22 protein-coding genes and 1 riboswitch are annotated in these 26,216 nt (G+C 66.6%); of the genes, 2 read left to right on the forward strand and 20 right to left on the reverse strand.

Annotated features, from left to right (window positions below; translation table 11 throughout):
- Nucleotides 1-76: 76 nt before the first annotated feature.
- The 9 genes from INP52_RS07055 to INP52_RS07095 form a co-directional block, all read right to left on the reverse strand.
- Nucleotides 77-1,168 (reverse strand): NADH-ubiquinone oxidoreductase-F iron-sulfur binding region domain-containing protein, encoded by a 1,092-nt coding sequence (locus INP52_RS07055; protein ID WP_194370340.1) that lies wholly within the window; start codon nt 1,166-1,168, stop codon nt 77-79.
- On the reverse strand, nt 1,165-3,309 hold the full coding sequence (locus INP52_RS07060) for an FAD-dependent oxidoreductase (RefSeq protein ID WP_194370342.1): 2,145 nt from the start codon (nt 3,307-3,309) through the stop codon (nt 1,165-1,167). The genes INP52_RS07055 and INP52_RS07060 overlap by 4 nt, the downstream gene beginning before the upstream one ends.
- Nucleotides 3,310-3,407: 98 nt before the next feature.
- Nucleotides 3,408-4,892 (reverse strand): FAD-dependent oxidoreductase, encoded by a 1,485-nt coding sequence (locus tag INP52_RS07065; protein WP_194370344.1) that lies wholly within the window; start codon nt 4,890-4,892, stop codon nt 3,408-3,410.
- Nucleotides 4,893-5,034: 142 nt separating this feature from the next.
- On the reverse strand, nt 5,035-5,397 hold the full coding sequence (locus INP52_RS07070; protein WP_194370346.1) for a hypothetical protein: 363 nt from the start codon (nt 5,395-5,397) through the stop codon (nt 5,035-5,037).
- Between the two features lie 236 nt (nt 5,398-5,633).
- Nucleotides 5,634-6,518 (reverse strand): methionyl aminopeptidase, encoded by an 885-nt coding sequence (locus INP52_RS07075; protein WP_194370348.1) that lies wholly within the window; start codon nt 6,516-6,518, stop codon nt 5,634-5,636.
- A gap of 23 nt (nt 6,519-6,541) precedes the next feature.
- Nucleotides 6,542-7,387 carry an MBL fold metallo-hydrolase gene (locus tag INP52_RS07080; protein WP_194370350.1) on the reverse strand — a complete coding sequence of 282 codons (846 nt, stop codon included), beginning with the start codon at nt 7,385-7,387 and terminating at the stop codon, nt 6,542-6,544.
- A gap of 203 nt (nt 7,388-7,590) precedes the next feature.
- Complete coding sequence (locus tag INP52_RS07085) at nt 7,591-7,923, reverse strand: hypothetical protein (RefSeq protein WP_194370352.1); 333 nt, start codon at nt 7,921-7,923, stop codon at nt 7,591-7,593.
- A 403-nt stretch (nt 7,924-8,326) separates the two neighbouring features.
- Nucleotides 8,327-8,701, reverse strand: a complete 375-nt coding sequence (locus INP52_RS07090) for a holo-ACP synthase (protein ID WP_194370354.1) — start codon at nt 8,699-8,701, stop codon at nt 8,327-8,329.
- A gap of 13 nt (nt 8,702-8,714) precedes the next feature.
- Nucleotides 8,715-11,402 (reverse strand): phosphoenolpyruvate carboxylase, encoded by a 2,688-nt coding sequence (locus INP52_RS07095; RefSeq protein ID WP_228478432.1) that lies wholly within the window; start codon nt 11,400-11,402, stop codon nt 8,715-8,717.
- Between the two features lie 265 nt (nt 11,403-11,667).
- Between INP52_RS07095 and INP52_RS07100 the strand changes: the two genes are divergently transcribed.
- The gene (locus tag INP52_RS07100) at nt 11,668-13,158 is read left to right on the forward strand and encodes a lipopolysaccharide biosynthesis protein (RefSeq protein ID WP_194370358.1); all 1,491 of its coding nucleotides are present in this window, start codon (nt 11,668-11,670) and stop codon (nt 13,156-13,158) included.
- Nucleotides 13,159-13,258: 100 nt separating this feature from the next.
- On the opposite strand, the gene INP52_RS09920 is transcribed toward INP52_RS07100, so the two are convergent.
- From INP52_RS09920 to INP52_RS07115, 3 genes are all read right to left on the reverse strand, one after another.
- Complete coding sequence (locus tag INP52_RS09920) at nt 13,259-13,627, reverse strand: ABC transporter ATP-binding protein (protein ID WP_228478290.1); 369 nt, start codon at nt 13,625-13,627, stop codon at nt 13,259-13,261.
- 266 nt (nt 13,628-13,893) lie between these two features.
- Nucleotides 13,894-14,097 carry a hypothetical protein gene (locus INP52_RS07110; RefSeq protein WP_194370360.1) on the reverse strand — a complete coding sequence of 68 codons (204 nt, stop codon included), beginning with the start codon at nt 14,095-14,097 and terminating at the stop codon, nt 13,894-13,896.
- Between the two features lie 266 nt (nt 14,098-14,363).
- Nucleotides 14,364-15,707 carry a DNA recombination protein RmuC gene (locus INP52_RS07115; RefSeq protein ID WP_194370362.1) on the reverse strand — a complete coding sequence of 448 codons (1,344 nt, stop codon included), beginning with the start codon at nt 15,705-15,707 and terminating at the stop codon, nt 14,364-14,366.
- A 122-nt stretch (nt 15,708-15,829) separates the two neighbouring features.
- Nucleotides 15,830-15,906: riboswitch (Fluoride riboswitch) on the forward strand.
- 52 nt (nt 15,907-15,958) lie between these two features.
- On the opposite strand from INP52_RS07115, the gene INP52_RS07120 reads away from it, so the two are divergent.
- On the forward strand, nt 15,959-17,197 hold the full coding sequence (locus INP52_RS07120) for a chloride channel protein (protein ID WP_194370364.1): 1,239 nt from the start codon (nt 15,959-15,961) through the stop codon (nt 17,195-17,197).
- Nucleotides 17,198-17,665: 468 nt separating this feature from the next.
- On the opposite strand, the gene INP52_RS07125 is transcribed toward INP52_RS07120, so the two are convergent.
- The 8 genes from INP52_RS07125 to INP52_RS07160 all read right to left on the reverse strand — a co-directional run bounded on the left by INP52_RS07125 (nt 17,666) and on the right by INP52_RS07160 (nt 26,205).
- On the reverse strand, nt 17,666-18,250 hold the full coding sequence (locus tag INP52_RS07125) for an NAD(P)H-dependent oxidoreductase (RefSeq protein ID WP_194370366.1): 585 nt from the start codon (nt 18,248-18,250) through the stop codon (nt 17,666-17,668).
- A gap of 416 nt (nt 18,251-18,666) precedes the next feature.
- The gene (locus INP52_RS07130) at nt 18,667-19,356 is read right to left on the reverse strand and encodes a cytidylate kinase-like family protein (RefSeq protein WP_194370368.1); all 690 of its coding nucleotides are present in this window, start codon (nt 19,354-19,356) and stop codon (nt 18,667-18,669) included.
- 9 nt (nt 19,357-19,365) lie between these two features.
- Entirely contained in the window at nt 19,366-20,004 is a 639-nt protein-coding gene (locus INP52_RS07135; protein ID WP_194370370.1) for an amino acid ABC transporter permease, read from the reverse strand.
- A gap of 3 nt (nt 20,005-20,007) precedes the next feature.
- Nucleotides 20,008-20,766 (reverse strand): amino acid ABC transporter permease, encoded by a 759-nt coding sequence (locus tag INP52_RS07140; protein ID WP_194370372.1) that lies wholly within the window; start codon nt 20,764-20,766, stop codon nt 20,008-20,010.
- On the reverse strand, nt 20,767-21,630 hold the full coding sequence (locus tag INP52_RS07145; RefSeq protein WP_194370374.1) for a transporter substrate-binding domain-containing protein: 864 nt from the start codon (nt 21,628-21,630) through the stop codon (nt 20,767-20,769).
- Nucleotides 21,631-21,641: 11 nt separating this feature from the next.
- Complete coding sequence (locus INP52_RS07150; RefSeq protein ID WP_269747162.1) at nt 21,642-22,373, reverse strand: amino acid ABC transporter ATP-binding protein; 732 nt, start codon at nt 22,371-22,373, stop codon at nt 21,642-21,644.
- A 273-nt stretch (nt 22,374-22,646) separates the two neighbouring features.
- On the reverse strand, nt 22,647-24,485 hold the full coding sequence (locus tag INP52_RS07155; protein ID WP_194370376.1) for an ABC transporter ATP-binding protein: 1,839 nt from the start codon (nt 24,483-24,485) through the stop codon (nt 22,647-22,649).
- A complete protein-coding gene (locus INP52_RS07160) occupies nt 24,475-26,205 on the reverse strand; it encodes an ABC transporter ATP-binding protein (RefSeq protein ID WP_194372904.1) in 1,731 nt (576 codons plus the stop codon). Before INP52_RS07160 ends, INP52_RS07155 begins: the two co-directional genes overlap by 11 nt.
- Nucleotides 26,206-26,216 lie beyond the last annotated feature (11 nt).

Consider the following 26,216-nt stretch of genomic DNA (forward strand, 5'->3'; position numbering starts at 1 on the left):
CACTCACTTCCGTCGAATCGCGCGCCCCTGCCGCACCCCGCTCACTTCCCGGGAAACCCGCACAGGTCGCGCCACCCTACCGACAGCGAATGGGGATGGGGCGCGGAGGCGTGCGGGGCTTATCGGCACCGGCCCTCACGATGGCCTTCTCTTCGCAGACGGAGACACACGCGCCGCACTGCGTACAGGCGCGCTGGTCGATCACGTGGACGAAGCGGGGTTTGCCGAGAATGGCCTCGTCCTCGCAGGCGTCCAGACAGTCCCCGCAGCCCACGCAGAGGCTGGGAAGGATGTGATAGGTCATGTACGCGGCGCACTCGCTGGCCGGACAGACCTTCTTGGTAAAGTGCTGCTCGATCTCGCTACCAAAGCCGTCTAGGAACCCCATGGTGGTAGCCGCCATGATGCGGCCCTGCTCACAGAGGCTCTGGGTCTTCATCACGGGACAGAGGTCGCGCAGAAGGGCCACGTCAGCGGCCTTGCCGCGCTTGGAGCAGACATCTGCGAGCGTGACGTGAGCCTGGTAGCTGCCCTCGTAGCCAAAGACGCAGCGCCCGCAGCTCTCGTGACGGTAGAGGGAGAGGATCTCCTCGAGCGCGTGGGCCATACAGGACGTGGCCCCAAAGACGCGCACGTAGTCGGAACCCAGCTCGACGGGGGCCGCGCCATCGCCGGCCACGTAGAGCGCCCCGTTCGGATACCCTACGTAGACGGCCTTGGCGTCCGTGACGCCCGAGGCCTCCACGAGTGCCGTGACCGTCGTCCTTCGCGGCATCTCCACGGGGGCGTCCGCGCCCTCGAGCCACGTCCAGCGCATGTCGGGCGAGCCGAGGAGCTCCTCGCCCGCAAGCAGCCGCAGGCCTTGCGTGGTACCCGTGGGCGCCGATGGCAGGGGCTTCTCGCCAGCCAGGACGCAGGCGCAGGCCGTGTCGTTATCGTAGACGAAGCCCAGAGAGCCGTCCGTCTCTACGACGCGCGCGCGTCCGGCGAGAAGGCCGGCGAGCTCCGCGACCACAGGCTCTCCCGCAGGTACGAGCGCGGACACGTCCTCACCCGCGTCGGCGAGCTCGCGAATCTTGGCCGCCGCGCCCGCAACGTCCCACTTGAGCAGGTACAGAGCGACCGGGGCCGCCTGGTAGGTCGGCATGAAGCTGACAATCGTCGTCATCGCGCGCTCACTTCCTCGTAGTCGGTCCACAGGCGCGGCGTCTGGAGCCTGAGTCTGAGATCGCACTGCAGGCAGCGGGATGCCTCAGCCGTGGCCTCGTCCTCGGAGAAAGGGCACTCGAAGACCTCGAAGGTGCACACGCGCTCACCTGCGGGCGCGAACTGCGGAGAGACGCGTCCCTCGTAGAAGCTCTGGGGGGCGGGGCCTAGGCGGTCGGGGCCCTCCTCGCGCTCGGTAAGCTGCTCGGTGATGTCCCCATCGCCGCCTAGGAAGCGGTCGATGGAGACCGCGGCCTCGCGACCCTGCTCGATGGCGGCGACCACGGACTTGGTGCCGGTGACGCAGTCGCCGGCGGCCCAGACGCCCTCCATGCTCGTGGCAAGCTCGTCGTCGGTTGCCACGTAGGGCCCGTGGGTGAGCTCGAGGCCCATCTGGTCGGTCCCCTCGGGCCTCTGGCCTACGGCAAAGATGACGTGGTCGGCGGCAAGGGCGAGCTCGCCGTCCTCCACGAGCTCGGTCACCGGCCTGTGGTTCTCGTCAAAGTAGAAGCGCGCGATCTTGTGGAGCGTGACGGACCCCACGCGCCCGCTTCCCGGCTCGGACTCGTTGAGCGAGACGAACGAGTAGGCGTCGTGGAGCTCGACGCCCTCCTCGGAGGCCTCGGCGCGCTCTTCAGCGGTGGAGGTCATCTTGTCGAGCGACTCGAGGCAGGCCACGTCAACCTTCTGGGCGCCCAGGCGCACGGCGGTGCGTGCGCAGTCATAGGCGACGTTTCCGCCCCCGAGCACGACCACGCGACCGGAGGCGTCGAACGGCTCGCCAAGGCGGGCGCGCTTGAGGAAGTCAGTGTTCACGTAGACGCCGTCGAGGTCAGACCCCTCCATGGGAAGGCGCGCCCCAGCATGGGTGCCCACGCTCACGAGCACGGCGTCGTAGCCCTGAGTGAGAAGCCCCGCCGGGTCGCCCACATGGCGCCCGCAGAGGAGCTCAACACGAGGCTCATCGTCGGATCCCTGCGAGATCTCGCGAATGATAGCAACCTCGTTGTCCACGGTCGCATCAGAAAGGCGATAGGCCGGAATGCCGTAGCGCATCTGTCCGCCGGCCTTCTCGTTGGCCTCGAAGACGCTCACGCGGTGACCTTTCTCGGCGAGGTAGAGCGCCGCGGTGAGGCCTGCGGGGCCGGCGCCCACCACGGCGACGCGCCTTCCGGTGAGCCGGTCGTGACGCACGCGAGCCTTCCACTCCCCCGTGTCGCGCACGGCGGCGGAGCGCTTGAGGCGGCAGATGGAGAGGGGTGCGGTGAGTCCGTTGCGCTTGCAGGAGTCCTCGCACGGATGGACGCAGATAGATCCGAGCGTCTCGGGGAAGGGGACCTTCTCGCGCACGACGGCGGTGGCGCGCTCCCACTCACCGTTCTTGACGTGACGCAGGTAGCGCGGGACGTCCGTGTGGGCCGGGCAGCCCGAGCGACAGGGCACCACGTTGTCGGCACGGCTGCGATCATCCTGCGCGAGCCCGACGATGTCCACGATGGAGCCTGTGGGGCAGACCTCGACGCACGCCCCGCAGAAGCGACATCCCGCCTTCTCGAGCGAGACCCCGCCGTCGGTGCCGATGCGGATGCCGTCGGGAGTGTGCTGATAGTCGAGGACGCCCACGCCACGCAGCTCGCGACAGGCGCGCACGCAGCGGCCGCAGCGGATGCAGCGCGTGAACATGTGCGTGATGAGCGGGTTGGAGTCGTCGGTGGCCACCGGGCGGCTCTTGACGTGCCAGCGCGTAGGCGAGACTCCCATGAACTGGTACATCGACTGCAGCTCGCACATTCCGTACTTAAGGCAGCCGGTGCAGTCGGTGGGATGCGTCGCCAAGATGAGCTCCATGGCCATGCGGCGCACGCGCTCCGCATGTTCGCCCCCGACCTCGACGCGCATGCCCTCGCGGGCGGTGGTCTTGCAGGCGCACACCGGTTCCGTGTCACCGTCGATCTCGACCATGCAGAGGCGACAGCCCCCCACGGCCTCGAGGTCGGGATGCTTGCAGAGGTGCGGGATGAAGATGCCGGCGTCAAGCGCAGCGTCGAGGACGCTCTGCCCCTCGCGCGCGTTGACCTGTCGACCGTTTATGGTCAGCTTCACGTGTCTCCCCTCAGAGACGCACGCCGCGACAGGGTCTCTCTCCCCGCGGCACACAACACGGGGCCCCGCCAGGCGGGGCCTCGCTCATGACGAAGGTCCTAGTACTCGAACAGGCCTGCCGCCGCGTTCTCCCCGGCAATACGCCCGGAGTTGAGGCAGAAGCCCATGGTGTTGCCCGGGATGCAGTAGTTGTAGGAGTCACCATAGATGGCGCAGGCGTCTGTGCCCACGCAGTACAGACCGTCGACAACCTTGTAGTCGTCGGTCATGACCTCCATCTTGTGGTTGATGAGCACGCCTCCCAGGGTGCCGTAGGCACCAACGTACTGCTTGCAGCAGTAGAACGGGCCCTTCTCGAGCGGCTGCATGTACTCGCGCTCCTTCTCGAAGAGGGAGTCCCAGCCCTCGGTGCACATCTGGTTGTACTCCTCGACGTTGGCGAGAAGTCCGTCGGCGTCGATGCCGGCCTTCTGGGCGAGCTCCTCGAGCGTGTCGGCCTGGCAGATGGGCTCGTAGCCGTCGGCGAGGTCGCGCTCCCACTGCTCGTCGAAGCCCTCGTAGAGGTCGGCCGGGTGGACGTGGGAGACGATGTCGGGACCGCTCTTCTTCCAGTGCTTGAGCATCTTGGCATCGAAGATGGCATAGCCGACCTTGCCGGGGAGGTGATTAATCGCGTTGCCCACGAAGGTGGTGTTGAAGATCTCGTCTTCGGGCATGAAGCGCTCGCCCAGGCGGTCGCACCAGTAGCAGGGCTGGCGGAAGGCCCCCTCAACGTAGAAGTGGTTCATGTTATCCGGAATCTGGTACATCATCTCCATGCTCACGGGCGTGTGGCCGCCCCCCACGGCATGGCACATGTTGATGCCGTCGCCGTCCATGCCGGGCACGGCGAAGCTAAAGAGGTCCTTGCCCCACTCGAAGCCCAGGTTCTCTTTGATGAGCTTGGCGTTGTTGCCAAACCCACCCGTGGCCACGATGACCGACGAGCAGGAGATCTCATACTCCTCGCCGTCCTTGTCCTTAGCGGCAACTCCGCAGACCTTGCCCCCGTCGTCGGTGAGAAGACCGGTGGCCGGGGTCTCGAACATGAACTCCACGCCCAGGTCCTGGGCACGCTCGGTCATGCGCTTAGTCATGGTGGTCGCCGCACGCGGGCCGGGCTCGGACCCGTCCTCGGGCTGGACGACGTGCCAGGTGTACTCGCCGTCGGCGTAGGCGCGGGTGCGCTCGCGAGCGCGGAAGGCCGGGCGGACGCTGTTGAACACGACGCCCATGTCCTGCAGCCACGCGATGGTGTCGCCGCTCTTGAAGTAGTAGTCGCGCACGAGGCGGGCATCCACCTGATAATGCGTGTAGAACATGTGCTTGCGGAAGAGCTCTCCGGGCGTCACCTCGATCATCGACGCCTTCTGGACCGGCGATCCGGCCGCAGCCGGGCCCATGCCCATGTTGGCGGCCCCACCGGTGGTGGATGACTTCTCGAGGGTGAGAACCCTCGCGCCGCTCTCTGCGGCAGCGACGGACGCGGCCAAGCCGGAAAGGCCTGCCGCAACGACAACGACGTCGGTCCCGAGTTGCTTCATGAGTCCTCCTTGACGAACGCTCCTGAAAACCTGCGGATACCCCTCTACCATCGCCCCCCGCGCGTCCCGGCGCCATGTGCGCCCACCCTATTCCTGACGATAAGAACGCGGCGGGTTTGTGCGCAGGGGCCAAACGGAGCGACTACGCGCGCGACGGCGCCGTCGGTGCGATTGCGTCGCGGTAGTGGGCGACGCGCGCCTTGTAGGCGTCGGTCTTCTTCATCTGGGCGAGCCTGCCCTCGTTCTCGGCGATGTCCTTGCCGTGGAGCTCCTTGCCGGACAAGACGTCGTGGACGCGATGGAGCTGATCCTCCGGATAGGTGATCTCGACTGCCCCGTCGGCGACCGAGATCGTTCCCTCGAGGCCGCAGGCGCAACAGATGGCCTTGTCGGTGCCCGGGACGAGGTAGAAGTCGTTGCAGTTGCAGTGGAGGCAGACGCCGCTTCTAGTACGCGCCGTCTTCGACAACGCCGAATACGCCAATATCTGCTCGGGTGTCTCCATGGTAGATTCGCTCACGAGCACCATCACATCAGTTCTGCAGAGCCTGATGGCGAACCCCCGCAGGCAGCTATCCCCTGCCGTTCACGATTGGCTACACGGCATGACTACCTGCCTGGCACCGGCGATCTTCGCGCGGAGACACAAGAGCATCGCATGAGCCCAGCGAAGCTCGCACGGTCGCATGCCACGATGGATTCCCGACTTTCGCGTCCTCGACGCTGAAAGCTCGGCGCAGGCTACCAGCTCAGAAGCTCGTAGCCCGTCTCGGTAACCACGAGTTGAACCTCCCACTGAGCCGTGTCGGAGCCGTCCTTGGTGCGGACAGTCCACCCGTTGGGGTCCGTCATGTCGATGTCGGGCGCGCCGGCGTTGACCATGGGCTCGATTGTGAAGCACATGCCGGGCACGAGCACGACGCCCTCCCCCGGCTCGCCCACGAAGCCCACGAACGGGTCCTCGTGGAACTCGAGGCCGATGCCGTGGCCGCCGAACTCGCGCACGACCGAGAAGCCGGCCTCCTCCACGCAGCTCTGGACCGCATGGGACATGTCTCCGAGGTAGCCCCAGGGCTTGACGGCCGCAAGGCCGCGCCTGACCGCCTCGTACGTCACCTCGACGAGCCGGCGGCGCTCGTCGCCCACCTCGCCGATGCAGAACATGCGCGAGGAGTCAGAGAAGTAGCCGTCACGGATCGTCGAGCAGTCGACGTTGATGATGTCACCGTCCTTCAAGACCTCGTCCTCGTTGGGGATGCCGTGGCAGACCACGTTGTTGACCGAGGTGCACTCGCTGTTGGGGAAGCCCTCGTAGCCTAGGTCCGCGGGGACGGAGCCATGCTCGACCGTGTAGTCGTGCACCCAGCGGTCGACCTCGGCGGTGGTGACGCCGGCCTTGATGTGCTCTCCCACGTAGTCCAGGACGCCGATGTTCACCTCGGCGCTGTGCTTGATGCCCGCGATGTCGGCGGGCGTCTTGAGCAGCCTGCGCGGCAGGACCTCGTGGCCCTGGCTGTGGAGCCGCTCGAGCCGCTCGTCGGTGGCCTCGTGGCACTTCTTGTACTTCCTGCCGCTTCCGCACCAGCACACGTCGTTGCGGCCGGGGACCGGTTCATTGTCATACATGACTAACTTCCTTTCGACACCCGCTAGTATGGCACGCGAGCGAGGCGCGCGCTTCGCTCGCCGGGCGCTGTGATGACGGCGCGAAAGTCGGGGCTGCCCGCGTCATAGGTTTTGCAGGGGCACAGGTGGCAGATGCCGGTCCAGCTGTCCACGATGCCGTGCTGCCACGCAAAGCCCCGGGCGCCCTGGGCAAAGCGCGCCGCCTTGTCGAAGCTCGCGAGGTCGGCCTTGCAAAACGCGTGCGCGTGATGACCCGTGTAGAAGCGTTCGAAGTCGAGCCCCTCCATCTTTGCCAGCGCGCGACGCCACGCCGAGAGGGGCAGGCTCTCCTCGAAGCGCAGGCACATGATGGGCCTAACGGCATCGCCCGAGAACAGGACGGCCCGCTCGGGGCAGAGGTAGCCCGCCGACGCATTCGTGTGCCCGGGGAGAAGGACGCGCGTGAGGCTCAGGCCCCCGAGGTCGAGACGGTCTTTCTCCCCCACATGGGTCACCCTCGGCCGCCTCTGCGGACGTACGGGCCAGACGTTTGCCGTCTCGATAAGTCCACCGTCGAGGGCCGCGACACAAAACGCCGACGCGTTCTTCTCCGTCTCTTCCCAGTGGCCGTCCTCGCCAGCCGTCATCGCCACGCGCTCGAAGCGATAGGCGCCCGAGGCGTGGTCCGGGTGTCGGTACGTGAGGAGCACGTCCACGGGCTGGCCTCCTGCGAGTGCCTTGGCTACCGCGCGCACGTCACCGACCCCGGACATGGTGTCCACAAGCGCGGCGCGGCGCTCTCCTACCACAAGGTAGGAGCGACAGCCCAGCGGGTCGGACAGGGCAAAGACGCCGTGGTCGAGCTCGTCCACTTGAATGGGATCCGTCATGCCTCATCTCCCTCGTAAAAGAAAGCGGGCCCGCGGCTGGGCTCGGGATCCTTCATGAGACGACGGGCAATCCCCTCGGCACGTGGTGCCCAGAGCAGAGACACCACGTAGCCGACGACCCAGCACGGCAGGAAGCTTCCCATAAGCGCCCCAGGAAATGCCGCCAGGGGGCAGCCCTTGCATGACGATGGCGTTGACGTAGGTCAAGTGAGAACGTTCACGACCACGTAGATGGTGTTGACCACCAGGTTGAGCAGCAGGCCGAACTTGAGGCCGTCGGAGGGCTTGGAGCCGCAGGCGCGGGCGAACGAGAAGCCCAGTCGCTCGGACGGTATGAACCAGCCCACGAAGAACGAGATGACGTAGGACAGCCCTATGTTCATGAGCGTCGTGAAGAGAAGCGCCGGCACGAACGCCTTGGAGGGCAGCCCCGCGGAGCTCACTCCCAGGTAGCTCGCGACCACCGAGACGGAGATGGCGATGAGGATGTTGGTGAGCAGGACCTTGACGAGCTTAGTGGAATTCTTCATGGGCATGGTGCAAACCTTCCGTTCGTGTGGGAAACCGATACGTACCGTGAGAACCGCGCCCGGGACGAGCCCGGGCCATAACCCGCGCGCATCATGCTAGGAAGGAGGAAGCCACTCCCCTACGGTGGGGGACCTCAAAAAACACAAGGAGAAAGGGGTCCCCTTGTGCCCACGCACAAGGGGATGAGTTAATGAGTTGCCTGATCTAACAGTTGTGAGTGCCGCGCCTGATTTGGCGGAAGTGAGCGCGCACGGCACCCGATTCGACGGTTGTGAGCGCGTTGAGATGCTCACTTCTCATAATTCAAGCGCCGCTCACGCTCACTTCTCAGGATTACGGCACCCACGCTCACTTCGCGCGATTACGGTGCCGGGCACACCGGCCCCAGGGCGCACGGCCCACCGCTCTCTACTGGGCGATCACGAAGGCCGTGGCGAGCCCGCATTCGTTGGTGATGGAGACCAACAGCTCGCTCGCACCCGCCTCATCGAGCACGTCTGCGAGAGGTCCCGTGGTCGTGACGTGCGGGCAGCCGTTCGCATCCTCGAGCGTCTCGACCAGGCGCAGGTCGAAGCCACCCCGTGTGAGGGGCGCGAGCGCCTTGAACACGGCCTCCTTGACAGCGAATTTGCCAGCCAGACGCTCGCAAGGACGGTGCCGCGCGAACGCCTGCGCGCGCTCGGCGACCGTGAACGTATGCGTCACGAAGGCACCCTGCGCGTCCGCGCAGAGGCGCTCCATCTCGACCACGTCCACGGTGTCGACGCCGACTCCCCTGATCATCGCGGCCGCACCCTCAGCCCGTGTTCTGTAGACCGGCGGCGACGCCGGAGACGGTGCACAAGATGAGGTAGATGAAGCGCTCGCGCTCCTCGGGGGTGAGCTTGTCGCCCGTGGTGCGCAGGAGCTTGAGGGTCTGCACCTGCGTCATCGAGAGCACGTTGACAAAGGGCAGGCGCATGCGGATGACGGGCCCGAGCACGCGACGGTGCTGCAGCGGCCACTCGTCGCCCACGATGGCGAGCACCCAGCGCCGCGTGAGGCCCATCTCGTCGACGACCTTCTGCGAGAGATCCTCGCGGTCGCCGAGCGCCAGGTAGAGCCTGCCGATGCGCTCGTCGGTCTTGGAGAGCGACATCTCGATGTTGTCGATGAAGGTCGTGAAGAGCGGCCACTCGCGGTACGCCTCGCGGAGCTTGTCGAGGTCGTCCAGCCTCTCGCACGCCGTGCCCAGGCCGTACCAGGCGGCGAGGTTGATGCGCGCCTGCGCCCACGAGAAGATCCACGGAATCGTGCGCAGGTCGTCGAGGGACTTGGCGCCCAGGCCGCGCTTGGCGGGGCGCGAGCCTATGGGCATGAGGCCGACCTCGGTCAGGGGCGTGACCGTGGAGAACCACCCGGCGAAGCCCTTGGTGTTGAGCAGGTCGAGGTAGCGCTCGCGCGAGGTGCGGTCGAGCTCGTCGGCGAGCTCGGCGTACTTGTCCGTGGACTCGGTGTTGACCCACTCGATCGACGGGGCGCTCTGCAGGAGCGTGGCCCCGGCGACGGACTCCACGTGACGACGGGCCAGCGTGGGGTTGCCGTAGCGCGCGAAGATGACCTCGCCCTGCTCGGTGAGCTTGAAGCGGCAGTTGACCGAGCCCTTGGGCTGCGAGAGAACCGCGCGGTTGGCGGGGCCGCCGCCGCGGCCCACCGCGCCGCCGCGGCCGTGCATGAGGATGAGGTCGATGCTGTTCTCCTCGGCCCACTGCGCGATGGCGGCCTGGGCGGCGTGCAGGACGAGCGTGGCCGAGGTGGGACCGGCGTCCTTGGAGGAGTCGGAGTAGCCGAGCATGACCTCGAGCCGGCGGCCCGTCTCGGACAGGCGGCGCTGCACGTCGGGGAGCTTGATCATCTCGTCGAGGGTACCCACGGCCCCCTCGAGGTCCTCGACCTGCTCGAACAGGGGGATCACGTCGAGTGTGGGGACGTCTTGCTCGTGGGCGAAGGCGAGGTGCGCCAGCTCGTAGACGTCGGCGACGTTCTGGGCCGACTTGGAGAACGAGATGATGTAGCGCCGCGCGGCGTCTACGCCGTTCCTGCGCTGGATCTGGCCGATCGCGCGGAAGGTGTCGAGCACCTCGCGCGTCATCGGGTCGAGCGGGCCGCGCTCGCCGCGGGCGCCGTGCTCGTGGATGTCGGCCAGCGCCCGAGTGTGCACGAGCGAGTGCTGGCGGAACTCCATCTCCACGAGGTGGAAGCCAAAGGACTCGGCCTGCCAGATGAGGCGCTGCACGGGGCCGTAGGCCGTGCGCACCGCGCCCGCCTTAGCAAGCGAGAGCTGGACGACGCGCAGGTCGTCGAGGTACTCGTCGACCGAGGGGTACATGACGTCGGCCGTGCGGGCGACCGTGGCCTCGAGGCGCTCGGCGATGACGAGCATCGTGGCGCGGTGCATCTCGCGGGTCGAGATTCCGGCCGCGCGCTTGGTCAGGGCCTCGCTCATCTCGCGCTGGTGGTCCCAGAGGTTCACGAGCTGGTCGGAGGGGGTCGTCGAGATGGTGTCGAGCGTGAGGTTTCTGCCCACGGCGCGGGTGGCCTCGGCCAAGACCTGCAGCACGTGCACGCGGTACTTCTCGGCCACCTGACGGCTCACCTTGGCGGTGACGTTGGGGTTGCCGTCGCGGTCCGAGCCAATCCAGCTGCCGGGGTGGAAGAACGCGGGGCAGACGGGCGGGACGCTGCCGGCCTTGTCGCCGAGCTCCCAGTCGTCGAAGCGGCGGTAGACCTCGGGAATCATCTCGAAGAGGGTGTGGTCGAAGATGTCGATGATGGTCTCGGACTCCTCGACGGGGGTCGGCTTCTTGTGCGCTATCGGCGAGGTGCGGATGAGCGCCTCGATCTCCTGGGTCAGGCGGCGCTCGTTCTCGGCCAGGGAGATGGCACCCAGGCTCCGGCGCTCGCCGAGCAGGCCCGCGATGCGATTGATCTTGCCCTCGACGGCCTTGCGGCGCGCCTCGGTGGGGTGGGCGGTGAAGACCGGGTGGAACTCCAGGCGGTTGAGCAGCGCGATGGCCTTACCGCGCCCGCACTCGTCGACGAGCTGGCGGTAGGCCACGGTGAGGTCGTTGATGGGGTCGGCCTCGGCCGTGGTGGGCACGGCACTCTCCCGGGCGCGCAGAGACGAAGTGCGGTACTCCTCCTCGCAGATGTTGGCGAGGTGGAAGTAGGCCACGAAGGCGCGCATGAGCATCGTGGAGCGATCCTGCGAGAGGTCATCGATCGTGGCCTCGAGGCGCTCGAAGGCCTCGCGGTCCCGTCCGCTGCTCACGGCCTCCTCGGAGTTGGCCTCGATGGCGTCGGCGAGCAGGACGTCAAAGGTGGAGCGCATTTCGGGGTCGCACTCCTCGAGCACCTTGCGCACGAGCCTCAGGAAGAGCGCCATGTTCTCCCCGATGCTCTCGGGGACGTCGACGCCCGAGAGCGTCTGCTTCGCGGCGTCCATGGCCGCGCGCGTGGCCTCGGAGAGCGGCGAGGTCGCGGGCCCCTTAGCGGACGAGGTATCAACAGGGAAGGTCTTCTCGGCCAACATAGCTCCTCTGACGGTCGGACGGTAGACAGCACGCGCTCCCCACCTTAGCGCGGCCCACGCGGTTTTCCGGATTTCCCATGAGAGCGAAACCCTCCGTTCACGCTTTGGGTGGAGCGTGCGGGCGGCGCGGGCGTCTGCCGTACAATCAAGGCGAAGAGACGCGAGAGAGGGTAGCCGCATGGGAGAAAATCCCCTCAAGAAGATCAGGGGCCTCAGGGACCGAAGGGCCAGCCGCAGCGATGCGACGCAGGGCACCGATCAGGCGCCGCTCACGCCGCGCTACGGCGTCGAGGCCCGCCGTCCGAGGAGGGGCAGGGCCGCGCGCGCCGAGAAGACCCGGCGGCCGGGTCTTCTCGCGCGCGTGGTGAACGGCTGGTGGAACCGGCTCATCGGTGCCGTCTTTGGCGGGCGCCTCTCCGACGAGACCGAGCAGTATCTCGCGCACCAGACCACGCGCGACTACGTTTGCAACACCCTGGGGCAGACCGCCTGGGGAGCCCTCTTCCCGCTGCTCACCCTCGTGTGCACCTGGTTCGTGGGCGCCGAGCAGGCCGGGCTCTTCTCGATGGCGTTCACGGTAGGCACGCTGCTCCTGTTCCTTGCCAACTACGGTGTGCGCACCTACCAGGTCTCGGACCTCGACGAGATGCGCTCCTTCCTGGACTACCAGGTCAATCGCCTGATCACCTGTGCGCTCGCCTTCGCGCTCGGCTGGCTGTGGTGCCGCGTGCGCGGCTACGACGCCCTGATGTTCTCGACCTGCATGGGCGTGGTCGTCTTTCGCTGCGCGGACGGCCTCGCCGACGTCTACGAGGGCCGCCTGCAGCAGAGGGACAAGCTCTACCTCGCGGGGCTCTCGCAGACCGTGCGCTGCGTCCTGGGATTCGTCGCCTTCACCATGGTGCTCCTGATCACGCGCGACCTCGCCCTGGCGTGCATCGCCCTGGCGGCGGGGGCCGTGGCGTCGCTCGTCCTGCTCAGCCTGCCCCTCGCCTACTTCGAGACCGAGCGCAGCCTGCCGCTCAGCCTCCCCGGCGTGGGGGAGCTCTTCCGCGAGTGCTTCCCGCTGTTCGCGGCGCTGTTTTTCTACAACCTCATCGACTCCATGCCCAAGTTCGCCATGGAGGGGGCCCTGTCCTACGACAACCAGCTCTACTACAGCGCCATGTTCTTCCCTGCGAACTCGATCCTCATGATCGCCGGCTTCGTGTACAAGCCGCAGCTCGTGCGCCTCGCGCGCATCTGGGACGACCCCGACAAGCACAAGCGCTTCGACCTTCTGGTCCTGGCCATGCTCGCCGCGATCGCGCTCATCACGGTGGTCGTGGCCGTCTTCATGGGCTGGTTGGGGATTCCCCTGCTCAGCCTCATGTACGGCATCGACTTCGAGCAGTTCAGGAGCCTGACCTACGTGATGGTGGCCGCGGGCGGCATCTGCGCGTGCATCGACTTCGTCTACCAGATCATCACCGTGCTGCGCGCCCAGAGGCAGGTCATGCGGCTCTATCTGGTCGCTCTGGCGTTCAGCGTGCCGGTGGCGCTCCTGCTGGTCAACTTTGCGGAGCTCTCCGGGGCCGTGGTGGCCAGCCTCGTCTCGATGGCGATTCTCTTCGTGCTGCTCGTGAGCGAGTACGCCACCATCAGGCGACGCCTGGAGCGCGGCTACTAGACGGCTACGAGAAGAGCGGCGGCTCTTTGGGTGACGGCTCCTGGCCGTCTCGGCGAAGCCGCGCCGCGCTCGTCCAGAGCCGTGAGAAGCTCCAGCGCCTTCACGGCGACCATCTGCCGGTCGGCTCCGCAGCGAGGATGGTCTTGCCCAGGCTCTTCCACGTCCTTATCAGCTCGCGCAGCTGCAGGGTCGCGTCGTAGTCCAGGTTGGCCGAGGGCTCGTCGAGCAGGATGGCCTCCGGATGCGCCGCGTCTACGGAGCCGCAGGCGATCTTTTGCCTCTCTTTGCCCGAGAGCTTGAAGATGCTGCGACCCATGAGGTCGGCAAGCCCGAAGCGGTTCACCGTCGCCTCGAGGCACCCCTTGATCTGGTCCACCGGCATGCCCCGATTCTCGCAGGCAAAGGCCAGCTCGCTTGTGGTGTCCACGTTGAAGGACTGCGAGCGCGGGTTTTGGAAGACGGTCCCCATCCGATGGGCCGTCTCCCAGAGCTCCTTTTTTGGCGACCGGCTCTGCGCCCACGTTGACCTCCCCCTCCACCCTTCCCGGGTAGTAGTTGGGAATCAGACCGTTGATCAGACGCAGGATGGTGGTCTTCCCGCACCCTGAGGGACCCGTCAAAAGCACAAACTCCCCACGTGCACCGACGGGCTCGCGCCGAGCAGGCAGCCCCCCGCTGCCGTCAGGCGGGCTTATCTCGCGGGCACCCTGCTCGCCGGCCAGGACCTCCTGGCTCTCAGATCCGTAGAGGAAGCTCACGTGGCTGAGCTCTACCATAAGCGTCATGCGAAACCCCCAGCTCTCCCAGCGCCCAGGTCACAAAGGCAGCGACGCAGACGAGGATGAGCAGGGGGCACATCATGATGGGGGCCAGCCGGTACTCCACCATCTTGAGCACGCAGTGCAGGGGCATGAGGATGGGAATGAAGCCGAGGGGCATGACCGCCCGCCATGCACACCACGGCGAGAGGGGCCGTGAAGATGCCGACGTTGATGAGGTCCCTGCCGTTGACGCGCCGGGGGTTGAGAGACGAACTCATGAGGTGACTCCTTCTTGGGATGGTCCACGTCCACGCGAGGCGGTGCAGGGAAAGCTTCCCTCTTAAGTTAGTTAAGGATAACTAACTCGTCTACACCCATACAGCGCTTTTGTTCCGCATAGCCTTGAGTTCAGGCCCAGGCAGACGCGGCGGGCGCGGAGGAGCGCTAGCCGAGGGGCTTATCGTCTTCGTCGCCGTCCACGTCATCCTGTCCGAGCTCGCCCGCGACCTCGGGGGCGTCCGCGTCGCCGAGGTCGATGCCCCGAAGCCGGCGCTCCATCGCGTTGGTGCGCGTGGTGATGATGCTGTCGACCGTGTTGCCCGCCGTGTCGATCTGCTTCTTGGCGCGCCGCAGGGCCTCCTGGTACCTAGGGAGCTCCGCCTTGACGGCCTGCAGGGTGCGCAGGACCTCGTCGGTGCGTCGCTGAAGCCTGAAGGTCTGGTAGCTGAGCTGCAAGCTGTTGAGCAGGGCCGCCATGGTGGAAGGTCCCGCCACGTTCACGCGATAGTCACGCTGCAGGCACTCCACCAGCCCCGGCATGCTCACCACTTCGGCGTAGAGCCCCTCGAAGGGCAGAAACATCACGGCGAAGTTGGTGGTGTCGGGAACCGAGAGGTACTTCTCGGAGATGCTCTTGGCCTCGTCCTTGATGCGACGCTCCAGGCGGGCACGCGCGGCCTCCACGCTGGCGGCGTCGCCCGCGTCCACGGCGTCGCGCAGGGCTGCGTACGCGTCCCCCGGAAACTTGGCGTCGAGGGGCAGCAGGACTGGCTTCCCCTGATCCACGGGCAGCCTCACGGCGAAGTCCACGCGCTCCGAGCTTCCCGGCTTGACGACGACCTGCGCGCTGTACTGCTCGGGCGCGAGCACCTCGGAGAGGATGGCGCCGAGCTGGACCTCGCCCAGGGTGCCGCGAGTCTTCACGTTGGCCAGGACCTTCTTGAGGTCACCGACGCCGCTGGCCAGACCGCGCATCTCCCCGAGCCCGCGGTCGACGGCCTCGAGCTGAGTGTTGATGGTCGAGAAGGACGCGGAGAGCCTATCGCCCAGCGTCTTGGTGAGGCGCTCGTCCACGGTGCGCCGCATGCGCTCGAGCTGGGCCCCGTTGTCCGTCCTGATGGCCTCGAGCTGCGTGGAGACCGTCTGGCCCACCACTTCGAGGCGCTTGTCGAGGGAGTCGCGACTGGTCATGAGCTGTCCCGCGACGTCCTGGCGCAGCTGGTCCATGCGCCCCGCCACGCCCGCCATCTGCCGAGAGACGGCGTCCAGGGAGGTCCTCGTGGCCGCCGCGCCGTCAACCTGAGCGCGACCGAGGCGCTCGAGCGACTCTGCCAGACGCGCCTGCCCAGCCGCGAGGCGCTCCACGTCGGCGCGCAGCTGGGCGAGCGAGGCGGCGACCGCCTCGTCTGACCTTGATCCTCCGGCCAAGAAGTGCCTGGTGACGACCACCGTGATCACGACCACCGCCGCGATGGCGATGACGGTCCGGACGAGCAGCACGACCCCCATGGCGTTTCCCCCAAAAGCTCCGCGAACCAGCGACCACGGGCATCATAGCCGATTGCCGGGTCGAGGGGACTTCGCCGCCGCTGCCACCCCCCCCTTGACGGCGCCGCGTGGCGCGTCTATTCTGAGCCGAGCGGAATGAGGTTCTCCGCGGGGCTCCGAGCCCCGAACCGCCGATGAGGCTGATGACTTCTGTCCGAGACGCACGGCGTCTGGGCAGAGGTCATTTTTTATGAGCGAGAAAGGTGCGTCACATGCGCGAGAGGGTCGAGCGAGTCGCAAGGTCATACGGGAGCGTGGCCCTTCTCGGCGCGGTGGGCGTGCCCATCGGCGTGGCCGTGGGCGCCGTCGACGCCGTCTTCGGGCGGACGCTGCTCGCCATCGGCGACCTGCGCGCGACGCATCCCGCCCTCATCGTCTGCCTCCCCGCCGCGGGCGCCCTCATAGCCTGGGCCTACCTGCGCCTGGGCAAGAACACCGGGCGCGGCATGGGGCTCGTCTTCGACGTGGGACACGGGCACGAGGACGCCATCCCCCTGAGGCTCGTCCCCCTCATCATGGGCGGGACCTGGCTCACGCACCTGTGCGGCGGCAGCGCCGGACGCGAGGGCGTGGCGGTCCAGATCGGTGCGACGCTCTCGCACTGGGTCGGGCAGCACCTGCCCCTCAAGAATCCCGGGAACACCTTCCTCGTGGTGGGCATGGCAGCCGGCTTCGCGGGGCTCTTCGGGACGCCGCTCGCCGCCACGCTCTTCGCGCTCGAGGTGCTCGTGGCCGGACGCCTGGAGTATCGGGCTCTTCTCCCCTCCCTCGTGGCGGCGCTGGCCGCGAGCACGACGTCAGGCGCGCTGGGGCTCGCGAAGTTCGAGGTGGCGCTCAGCGCCCCACTCACGCTTGACGCGGGCACGCTCGCATGCCTCCTTGTTCTGGGCGTGGCCTTTGGCGTGGTGGGCGGCGGCTTTGCCTGGCTGCTTGGGGGTGCCAAGCGCATCCTGGGCGCGCGCCTCGAGAACCCCATCGTCCGCATCGTCAGCGTGGGTGCCGCCGTAGCCGTGTGCCTGCTCGCGCTCGGGCAGGGGCGCTACGCCGGGCTGGGAACGAACCTCATCGCCGCGAGCTTTGCCGAGGAAGGCTCGGGCGTCCTGGCGTGGGACTGGCTCCTGAAGCTCGCGCTCACGATAGCCACCCTGGCCGCAGGCTTTCAAGGCGGCGAGGTCACGCCACTGTTCGCCATCGGCGCGACCCTCGGGGCAACGCTCGCGAGGCCTCTGGGGATGGACGCGGGCCTCGTGGCCGCGCTCGGCTACGCGGCCGTCTTTGGCAGCGCGACGAACACCCTGCTCGCCCCCATCCTCATCGGCGGCGAGGTCTTCGGTTTCGCGTACCTGCCTGCGTTCTTCCTGGTCTGCTCCGTGGCCTACCTCTTCAACCAGGACAAGTCCATCTACGCGCTGCAGGAGCGCATGGGAAGCCACGTGTCCGTACGGAAGTAACGGCTGGGGAGCCCCGCGAGCTCTTCTCCCCCGCAGATTCTGGCTTTTGTGAGAGCGCGCCCACAAAGAACGCATACGACTTCTCGCTCACCTGCACGTTCTTCTCGCCAGGCGCATAAACTCGCGTGTCGCTCTCACAAAAGTCACAGGGCAAAAAGACGAGAAATACCTCTCACCGGGCGGCGTTCATGCCCGTCGCTCGCGCTTGGCCGAAGTAACGATCAGCGTTGGCCAGACCCTCGATGCTCATCCCCGTGGCATAGAGCACGCCCCTGAGCGTGCTCTATGCCACGTCGCGCAGGAACCCTTGAAGCTGTCCACCGCCACCTCGAGGTCCTTTCTCACCGTGGTTTGCGCCGTGACAAAGAGGTACCAGTCCCTGCTCTCGAGGGGATTGGGGAGGCTTCACGTTATAGAGGCAGTACGTCCGGTCGATCAGTACCCTCTTCATGCGACCCCCCTCCGGTCCTAGCGTCGCGCAGCCTCGCGCTCCTCGACGCGCATGAGCCAGGCCTCGCGCTCCTTGACGTTGCTCTGGTCCAAGCCACCGAAGTTGTACCAGGCGCGCTCGGAGATGCCCAGCTGGGCGAGGGTTCCATCCGTGAAGGCCGTCGAGATGGCCTCCCTGAGGTGCTCCGTCGACTCGGAGGAGGTCGTGTAGACGTCCACGTGTCCGATGCGGCCGCCGAGCGTGCCCACGAGTCCCTGACCCGTGGCCTTCCAAGAGAAGCCCACGAGCATGACCTTGTCGAACCAGCCCTTGAGCAGGGCGGGCATGTCGTTCCACCAGACGGGATACACGAACACGAGACGCTCCGCGCGCTCGATCAGAGACTGGTAGCGCGCCACGAGCGGGTCTGCGCTGGAGCCCTCGTTGTAGGTTGCCAGGTCGGCGGCCCTCATCGTGGGGTTGAAGCCGTCCGCGTAGAGGTCGCACACCTCATAGGTGCGATTCGCACGGTCGAGCCCGGCTTGGACGGCCGTGAGCACGGCGTGGTTGAAGCTTAGATCGTAGGGATGGCAATAGACGATTAGCGTATCCAGGCCCCTCAATGTCCCGTGCCCCCTCTCGGATGTTCGCGCAGAAGCGCCGTACTTTTGTAAACCCTACCACGACTACGCCGAGAAGAGCCGTACGTGGAAACTTTTTATCTATCCCCGGTAACATTCAGTGGGTTCTTCGACACAATCACACGTCGTGACCCGCGAGGATTTTCCCGTCGAGCGCGTGTAGCAGAGTGAACACAAGCGGCTGTCTGCGACATCGAGGATGTCCGCCCCATGCGCCATGCACCGCGAGGAAGCGCGTCCGAAGCAACGCACCGGGCGCTCATCATCGCAAAATGCCGCGTATGGGACGGGCATTCTCTATAGTTGCATGCTTTGGACCGAGAAGCTCGCAGGGGGCGCACGTCCCACGCGTCCTGGGCGTCCTGGGCGTCCTGGGCGTCCTGGGCGTCCTGGGCGCCCTACGCGCTCGGCTCTGCGCTCTTCTCGCCGGCGGCGAGCTCGGCGAGCTTGGCGCGATACGCCGCCGTGATCACGGCCACGCAGCCCTGCTTGCCCAGCTTGGCACGGTTGACCACGAGGTCCTTGCCGCTCGTCATCTTCCACTTGCCGGCGCTGTAACGCTTGTAGAAGAGCTCGCGCGACTTCTGCATCTCACGCACGAGCCGCGCGCCCTTGCGACGGGTGAGGCCGCGCTTGTCGCTCACGATCTGGATGCGGTCCTCGAGCGGCGCCGTCACGAGCACCGCGATCATGTTGGGGTTGCTGCGCAGCAGGTAGTCGGAGAGGCGGCCCTCGATGATGCAGCTTTCGGTGGCCCCCAGGTCGACGATGACCTCGGACATGGCACCAAAGAGCTTGTCCGAGAGCGTGCGCGAGTCGGTCCGGTCGGGCAGAAAGGCCGTGATCTCGGCGGCCATGCGCTCGTCGTAGGCGGCCACCTGGTCCACCGTCTCGCCGGCGCGCAGGGCGCTGCGCACCAGGATCTCGTTGTCGTACAGAGGGATGCCCAGCTCAACGGCGAGCAGCTTGCCGATCTCGTGGCCCTCCGCGCCAAAGTCGCGCGCGATGGTGATGACCACGGGCTGGCCCGCGCGCTCGGCCGCGAGCCCCACGACGGCGTTCGGGTTGACCTTCTCGATCACTTCCATGACTCCCCCTTATGCTGCCACGATGCGACGCTGGTAGGCGCGCACCAGAAGCGAGATTCCGAAGTTCAGCGCGAAGTAGAGCAGGAACACGAAGCCGTAGAGCGCGAGCACCTGGCTGAGCTCGACCGCATGCGCCATGACCACGTTGGTGGTGTACATGAACTCGGCCACGTTGATGCCCGAGAGGTACGAGCTGTCCTTGATGACCGTCGTGCACTGGCTGAACAGCGCCGGGATGATGGCCCTGAAGGTCTGCGGCAAGATGATGTGGATCGTGGACGAGAAGAACCCGAACCCCTGGCTGCGCGCGGCCTCGAACTGCCCGTCCGGGACCGAGTTCAGGCCGCCGCGCACGATCTCGGCCATGACGGCGGAGGTGAACAGCGTGAACGCGAACACCGAGATCAAGATGTCGGAGCCTTGCACCGTGAAGTAGATGAAGAGAATCCACAGGAGGTTGGGCGTGCAGCGGAAGAGCTCGATGTAGGCGCTCACCAGAAGCGAGAGCGGGCGCGGCGCGTAGCTCTTCACCAGGGCGAGCACCGTGCCCAGGATGATCGAGCAGACGATGGCCAGAGCCGAGATCTCGATGGTCTTGAGAAAGCCGCCCATGATGTAGACGAGGTTGGTCGCGTTGAAGATCTCCATGAGCTACGCCTCCTTCGTGGACGCGGGAGCGGGCTCGGAGGTGATCCCGGGAATGACCTTGGCGCGCGGACGCTCCTTGCTGCGCTTCTCGAGCCGCTGCACGAGCAGGGCCAGGGGGAAGCAGATGATGAAGTACAGAAGGCAGCAGATGAGATAACCCTGGAGATAGCCGTAGAGCGAGACGAAGTTGTCGGAGCGATACATCAGGTCGCCGCCGGCCACCAGGGCCAGGACCGAGGTGTTCTTGACCAGGTTGAGCGCCTGGTTGCACAGGGGCGGCAAGATGATCTTGAACGTCTGCGGCAAGATCACGTACGCGTACGCCTGGACGCGCGAGAAGCCCTGGCTGCGCGCCGCCTCCATCTGCCCGCGCGGCACAGCCTCGATGCCCGTGCGGATGACCTCGGCGATGTAGGCGGCATGGTAGAGGCCTACGCCCAGAAAGCCTAGCACGAACGGGGCGATGCGCACCGGCTGGTCCGCACCGGTCAGGGCCTGCAGGAACTGCGGGCCGGCCATGTACATGAACAGCACCTGCACCGGCAGGGGCGTATTCTGAAAGAACTCGACGTACACGCGGGTCACGCCGCGCAGCACCTTGGAGCGCGTGGTGGACAGGACGCCCAGGAGCACGCCGAGCACGAGCGAGAGCGCGAGGCCCGCCACGACCACCTGGAGCGTGACGGCGAAGCCCGCCCAGAAGGTGTCCATCTCAGAGAACGCCGCGGACCATCTGGCCGCGTCAAGAAGTCCCGCCAGCATCTACACCAGCCCCCAAGCGTCAATCTCGTCCGCCAGCCAGCCGCTCGCGTCGCAGTCCTGCACCGCCTGGTCGACCGTGGCGGAGAGGTCCGAGTCCTTCTTGGTCGCGATGCCATAGCTCTGCTCGCCGAACTTGACGTCCGGCTCCAGGAGCTCGACGGTGTCGTTCATGTAGCCCGACAGCGTGGAGCGGTCCATGGCGAAGCAGTCGATGTTGCCCGCGTCGAGCGAGCTCTTGATGAGGGGATACCCTGAGAACGCCAGGAACTCCGGCGTGGCGTCGATGGCGTTGTCCTGGAGCATCTGCTCCACGAGGCTCTGGGTGGTGGCCCCCTGAGAGACCCCGACGATCTTGCCGTCGAGCTCGGAAATCTTGGTCATCTGGGCGCGCTTCTTCACCATGAGGCCCACGTAGTCGGTGCGGTAGGGCGTCGAGAAGTCCCACGACTGCTTGCGCGCGTCGGTGATGGTGTAGGTCGCGCAGACGATGTCGAGCTGGTCGTTGTCGATGAGCGGGCCGCGCGTCTTGGGCGTGACGTCGGTGAACGACACGAGGTCGTTCGCGCGGGCGGTCTCGTAGTCGACGTCAAAGATCGCGGCGGCGACCTGGTAGCATAGGTCGACCTCCATGCCCTGGTAGGTGCCGGACGCGGGATCGAAGTAGCCGTAGCCGGGCACGTCCTTCTTCACGCCCGCATTGAGTCGACCGCGGGACCGCACCGAGGCGAGCTTGGAGCCCGAGGCTGTGGAGGAACCCGAGGATGAGCCAGCGGAGCAACCCGCGAGCGGTGCCAAGACGAGCGCGCCGGACAGGGACACGCCGCACAGGCCCAGAAAGTCACGCCGAGAAAGACCTCTTGTCATGGCGTGCCCCCTTAGTGCAGGATCTTCGCGAGGAAGCTGCGGCAGCGCGGGTTGTCGGGGTGCTCGAAGAAGTGCTCGGGCGTCCCCTCCTCCATGATCTGGCCGTCCTCCATGAAGATCACGCGGTCGGCCACCTGGCGCGCGAAGCCCATCTCGTGCGTGACGCACATCATGGTGATGTTTTCCTGCGCGAGCTCGACCATGACGTCGAGCACCTCCTGGACCATCTCGGGATCCAGTGCGCTCGTGGGCTCGTCGAACAGGATGATGGGCTGTTTAGTGCACAGGGCGCGCGCGATGGCCACGCGCTGCTGCTGGCCGCCGGAGAGGTTCTGGGGGTACTCGCCGGCCTTGTTGGCCAGCCCGACGCGCTTGAGCGCGGCCAGGGCGATCTGAGTCGCCTCGTCCTTGCTCTTCTTCTGGAGCTTGATCGGCGCGAGCGTGAGGTTGCCCAGGACCGTCATGTTGGGATAGAGGTTGAACTGCTGGAACACCATGCTCGAGTACGTGCGGGCCATCTCGAGGTGGTTCTTCCTGGTGAGCGGGGTTCCGTCGATGAGAACCTCGCCGGAGGTGGGCTCCTCGAGGTAGTCAACGCAGCGGATGAGCGTGGACTTGCCCGAGCCTGACGGCCCGATAATGACGAGCTTCTCGCCCGCGTGTACGCTCAGGTTGATGTCCTTGAGCACGTGCAGGTCCCCGAAGTACTTGTTGAGACCTCGGATCTCGATCATGTCGGCCATAGATTGGGTCCTCCCTCTTAGCTCGCACGCTCTGAGGTTATGTGAGCAATAAATTATCTGCCAACCCCGCCCACCGCGCAAACAGAGTTAACGAACCCGAACCAACCGACCTCCGAGAGCCATGCTCGCCGCGCGGCACTCCGCGAGCCCGAGCAGGCCACCCAGCCGCCCCCGCCGCCTCTGGCCCTCGCCCTCAGGCGACTTTTGAGCGTGCACGATGCGCGAAATGAGCCGGAGGGCGAGGGGCCAGAGGCGGCGGGGGCGGACCGTAGCCTAGTCCAGCTCGCGGGTGCCCGTGTAGAGCTGCCAGTATTCGCCGCGCTGGTCGAGGAGCTCGGCGTGCGTGCCGCGCTCGACGATTCTTCCCTGCTCGAGCACCATGATCGCGTTCGCGTTTCTCACCGTGGAGAGGCGATGCGCGATCACGAACGTGGTGCGGCCGCGCATGAGGGCGTCCATGCCGCGCTCGATGAGGGCCTCGGTGCGCGTGTCGATCGAGGAGGTGGCCTCGTCCAGGATCAGCACCGGCGGATCAGCGATCGCGGCACGGGCGATGGCCAGGAGCTGCCGCTGCCCCTGCGAGAGGTTCGAGCCGTCCGAGACGACCGGCGTGTCGTAGCCGCGCGGCAGGCGGCTGATGAAGCTGTCCGCGTTGGCCACGCGCGCGGCGGCCACGACCTCCTCGTCGGTGGCGTCGAGCTTGCCGAAGCGGATGTTGTCGGCGATGGTACCGCCGAACAGGTGCGTGTCCTGCAAGACGATGCCCAGGGAGAGGCGCAGACTCTCCTTCCGGATGTCGCGCACGTCGATGCCGTCGTAGGTGATCGAGCCGGCGCGCACGTCGTAGAAGCGGTTGATGAGGTTCGTGATCGTGGTCTTGCCCGCCCCCGTGGAGCCCACGAAGGCGATCTTCTGGCCCGGCTTGGCAAACAGGGAGAGGCCCGCGAGGACTGTCTGGCCCCTCTCGTAGCCAAAGTCGACGTCGTGGAAGCGCACGTCCCCGGCGAGCGGCGTGAGCGAGCCGTCGGCGTGGCGCCATGCCCAGCCCTCGGCACCCGAGGCCGCGCGGCTCGCCTCGACGTAGGCCGCGCGCACGAGCGTGACCGCGCCCTCGTCGACCTCGGGCTCGCGCTCCATGGCCGCAAAGATCCGCTCGGCTCCGGCAAGGGCGGTCAGGATGAAGTTCCCCTGCTGCGTGAGCTGGTTGATGGGCATGGCCGCCTGGCGAACAAAGACCAGATAGGAGGCGAGGCTACCCGCGTCCACAAGGCCCCTCATGGCCATGAGTGCGCCCACGACGGTGACCACTGCGAAGTTCACGTACGAGACGGCCACGGTCACGGGGACCATCGTCGAGGCGTAGGACTGGGCCGTGGTCCCGCTCGAGCGCAGGCGGTCGTTGAGGCGGTCGAAGCCTCCCAGGGCTTGCCCTTCTCGGTTGAAGACCTTGACCACCTTCTGGCCGGCCATCATCTCCTCGACGTAGCCGTTGAGCTCGCCGAGCGTGACCTGCTGCGCGTCGAAGTAGCGATGACTACGATGCCCCGAGAAGCGCACGTAGGCCGCGATCGCGAGGTCGCAGGCGGCCGTGATGAGCGTGAGGCGCCAGTCCAGGACAAGGAGCAGCGTAAACGTGCCCACCGTCTGGATGAGCGCCTGCACCGCATTGGCGAAGCTGTTGTTGAGCGCCTCCGAGACCGTGTCCACGTCGTTGGTGAAGTAGCTCATCACGTCCCCGTGGCGCGTGTGGTCAAAAAACGACAGCGGCAGGTGCATGATGCGCGCGATGAGGTCGCGACGGATGTCAAAGACGACGCGCTGGGCGGCGCGCACCATCGTCTGCGTGTAGCCGAGCGAGGCCACCACACCCGTGGCGTAGATGGTCGCCGTGAGCGCCACGACATGCGCGAAGCCCGCCTCGTCTCCCGTGGTCACGGCGTTGACCACGGGCTTGACCATGTAGGTTCCCACGAGGTTGGCCGACCCGCTCACGCACACGAGAAGAGCCACGACCAGAAGCTGCCAGCGCGCGTGACCCATGTAGGAGAGAAGAGCGCGCAGGGTGCGGCGCAGGTTCTTGGGGCGCGCTCCCGTCTGTCCCCTAGCGGCCATGCTCCACCTCCCCGTGTATGCCCGAGCCGATCTGTGACTCGTAGAGCTCCTGGTAGATGGGATCACCTGCGAGAAGCTCCTCGTGGGTTCCCACGGCGTGGACCCTCCCGTCATCGAGTATCACGATCTGGTCGGCGTCCATGACCGAGTTCACGCGCTGGGCGATGACTATCTTGGTGACGTCCGTGAGCCCCGCGAGGTTCTCGCGGATGCGCGCGTCGGTCGCCATGTCCACCGCACTCGTCGAGTCGTCGAAGATCAGGACGCGCGGGCGCTTGAGCAGCGCGCGGGCGATGCACAGCCGCTGCTTCTGGCCTCCGGAGACGTTGTCGCCCCCCTGGCCCAGGTCCCCGTCGAGCCCGCCGATGCGCTCGAGGAACTCGTCGGCGCAGGCGATGCGACAGGCCTCGAGGAGCTCCGCGTCGCTCGCGTCGTCGTCCCCCCACTGGAGGTTCTCGCGCACGGTGCCCGTGAAGAGCACGTTCTTCTGGAGCACCATGCCCACGGCGTCGCGCAGCGCCTGGAGGTCATAGGCGCGCACGTCGGCGCCGCCGACGCTCACCGAGCCCTCGCTCACGTCGTAGAGCCGAGCTATGAGCTGCACGAGCGTGGTCTTGCCCGAGCCCGTGGAGCCCAGGACCCCCACCGTCGAGCCCGCGTCGAAGCGCAGGCTGACGTCCTCGAGCACGTTCTTCTTGGCATCGGGGTGATACTTGAACGAGACGTGGTCGAACAAGACGGTGCCGTCCGGCACGTCCGTCTTGGCCACGGGAGCCGAGACGAGCGCAGGCTTCTCGGCCAGGACCTCGCCCACGCGCCGCACGCTCGTGAGGGCGCGCGCCGTGAGCAGAAAGACGTTGGAGATCATCATGAGGGAGTTCACGATCTGCAGGACGTAGCTCATGAAGCCCGTGAGGGTGCCCACCATGAGGGTCCCCGCCATGATCATGGAGCCGCCGCGCCACAAGATGAGCACGCAGGCCGTGTACATGGCCAGCTGGAAGACGGGGGTGTTGAGCACCGCACCCCTGAAGGTGCGCGTGGCGGTCGAGGCCAGGTGCGCGTTGACGGCGTCGAAGCGCTCGGCGACGTAGTCCTCGCGGACGTAGGCCTTGATCGCGCGGATGGCGGCGAGGTCCTCCTGGAGCACGTCGTTCAGCTGGTCCATCACGCCCTGCATCACGCGGTAGAGGGGGCCCACGTGCCGCACGATCAGGAAGAGCGCCACCGCCAGGGCCGGCATGACGAAGACAAAGATCAAGGCGAGCGGGGGGCTCATGACCACGGCCAGCACGAGCCCCATCACGAGCATAACGGGCCCGCGCAGGAGCGGCCTGAAGCCCGCGACCACGGCGTTCTGGATCACCGTGACGTCGCCCGTCATGCGCGTCACGAGCGAGGAGACCTCGAACCCGTCCAGGTTGGAGAAGGCGAAGCCCTGCACGTGGGCGAACTCGGCATGGCGCAGGTTGGCACCGAGCCCCATGGCCGCGGTCGCCGAGAAGTGCGCGTAACCCGTGCCCAGGGCCAGGGCGGCCAGCGCGCAGAGCAGCATGAGGGCGCCGCGCGACCAGACGACGGAGAGGTCGCGTCCCATGATGCCCTGGTCGATGACGGAGGCCATGAGCAGCGGGATGCAGAGCTCGAGCGCCGACTCAAAGAAGACACACAGGCCGGCGGTTACAAAGCTCCTGCGATATGTCCCCAGGGCCCGGCCCATGACGGGCAGCT

This window comes from Thermophilibacter immobilis (genome assembly GCF_015277515.1).
Classification (GTDB): Bacteria; Actinomycetota; Coriobacteriia; order Coriobacteriales; family Atopobiaceae; genus Thermophilibacter; species Thermophilibacter immobilis.

What these genes read in the sequence shown, in the direction of transcription:
- INP52_RS07160 (WP_194372904.1), bottom strand. Translation starts at nt 26,205, where the DNA reads ATGGGCCGGGCCCTGGGGACATATCGCAGGAGCTTTGTAACCGCCGGC.
- INP52_RS07090 (WP_194370354.1), bottom strand. Translation starts at nt 8,701, where the DNA reads ATGATCAGGGGAGTCGGCGTCGACACCGTGGACGTGGTCGAGATGGAG.
- INP52_RS07155 (WP_194370376.1), bottom strand. Translation starts at nt 24,485, where the DNA reads ATGGCCGCTAGGGGACAGACGGGAGCGCGCCCCAAGAACCTGCGCCGC.
- INP52_RS07080 (WP_194370350.1), bottom strand. Translation starts at nt 7,387, where the DNA reads ATGACGGATCCCATTCAAGTGGACGAGCTCGACCACGGCGTCTTTGCC.
- INP52_RS07145 (WP_194370374.1), bottom strand. Translation starts at nt 21,630, where the DNA reads ATGACAAGAGGTCTTTCTCGGCGTGACTTTCTGGGCCTGTGCGGCGTG.
- INP52_RS07095 (WP_228478432.1), bottom strand. Translation starts at nt 11,402, where the DNA reads ATGGACGCCGCGAAGCAGACGCTCTCGGGCGTCGACGTCCCCGAGAGC.
- INP52_RS07130 (WP_194370368.1), bottom strand. Translation starts at nt 19,356, where the DNA reads ATGGAAGTGATCGAGAAGGTCAACCCGAACGCCGTCGTGGGGCTCGCG.
- INP52_RS07120 (WP_194370364.1), top strand. Translation starts at nt 15,959, where the DNA reads ATGCGCGAGAGGGTCGAGCGAGTCGCAAGGTCATACGGGAGCGTGGCC.
- INP52_RS07075 (WP_194370348.1), bottom strand. Translation starts at nt 6,518, where the DNA reads ATGTATGACAATGAACCGGTCCCCGGCCGCAACGACGTGTGCTGGTGC.
- INP52_RS09920 (WP_228478290.1), bottom strand. Translation starts at nt 13,627, where the DNA reads ATGGGGACCGTCTTCCAAAACCCGCGCTCGCAGTCCTTCAACGTGGAC.
- INP52_RS07055 (WP_194370340.1), bottom strand. Translation starts at nt 1,168, where the DNA reads ATGACGACGATTGTCAGCTTCATGCCGACCTACCAGGCGGCCCCGGTC.
- INP52_RS07150 (WP_269747162.1), bottom strand. Translation starts at nt 22,373, where the DNA reads ATGGCCGACATGATCGAGATCCGAGGTCTCAACAAGTACTTCGGGGAC.
- INP52_RS07140 (WP_194370372.1), bottom strand. Translation starts at nt 20,766, where the DNA reads ATGCTGGCGGGACTTCTTGACGCGGCCAGATGGTCCGCGGCGTTCTCT.
- INP52_RS07070 (WP_194370346.1), bottom strand. Translation starts at nt 5,397, where the DNA reads ATGGAGACACCCGAGCAGATATTGGCGTATTCGGCGTTGTCGAAGACG.
- INP52_RS07100 (WP_194370358.1), top strand. Translation starts at nt 11,668, where the DNA reads ATGGGAGAAAATCCCCTCAAGAAGATCAGGGGCCTCAGGGACCGAAGG.
- INP52_RS07065 (WP_194370344.1), bottom strand. Translation starts at nt 4,892, where the DNA reads ATGAAGCAACTCGGGACCGACGTCGTTGTCGTTGCGGCAGGCCTTTCC.
- INP52_RS07135 (WP_194370370.1), bottom strand. Translation starts at nt 20,004, where the DNA reads ATGGAGATCTTCAACGCGACCAACCTCGTCTACATCATGGGCGGCTTT.
- INP52_RS07115 (WP_194370362.1), bottom strand. Translation starts at nt 15,707, where the DNA reads ATGGGGGTCGTGCTGCTCGTCCGGACCGTCATCGCCATCGCGGCGGTG.
- INP52_RS07110 (WP_194370360.1), bottom strand. Translation starts at nt 14,097, where the DNA reads ATGCCCCTCGGCTTCATTCCCATCCTCATGCCCCTGCACTGCGTGCTC.
- INP52_RS07085 (WP_194370352.1), bottom strand. Translation starts at nt 7,923, where the DNA reads ATGCCCATGAAGAATTCCACTAAGCTCGTCAAGGTCCTGCTCACCAAC.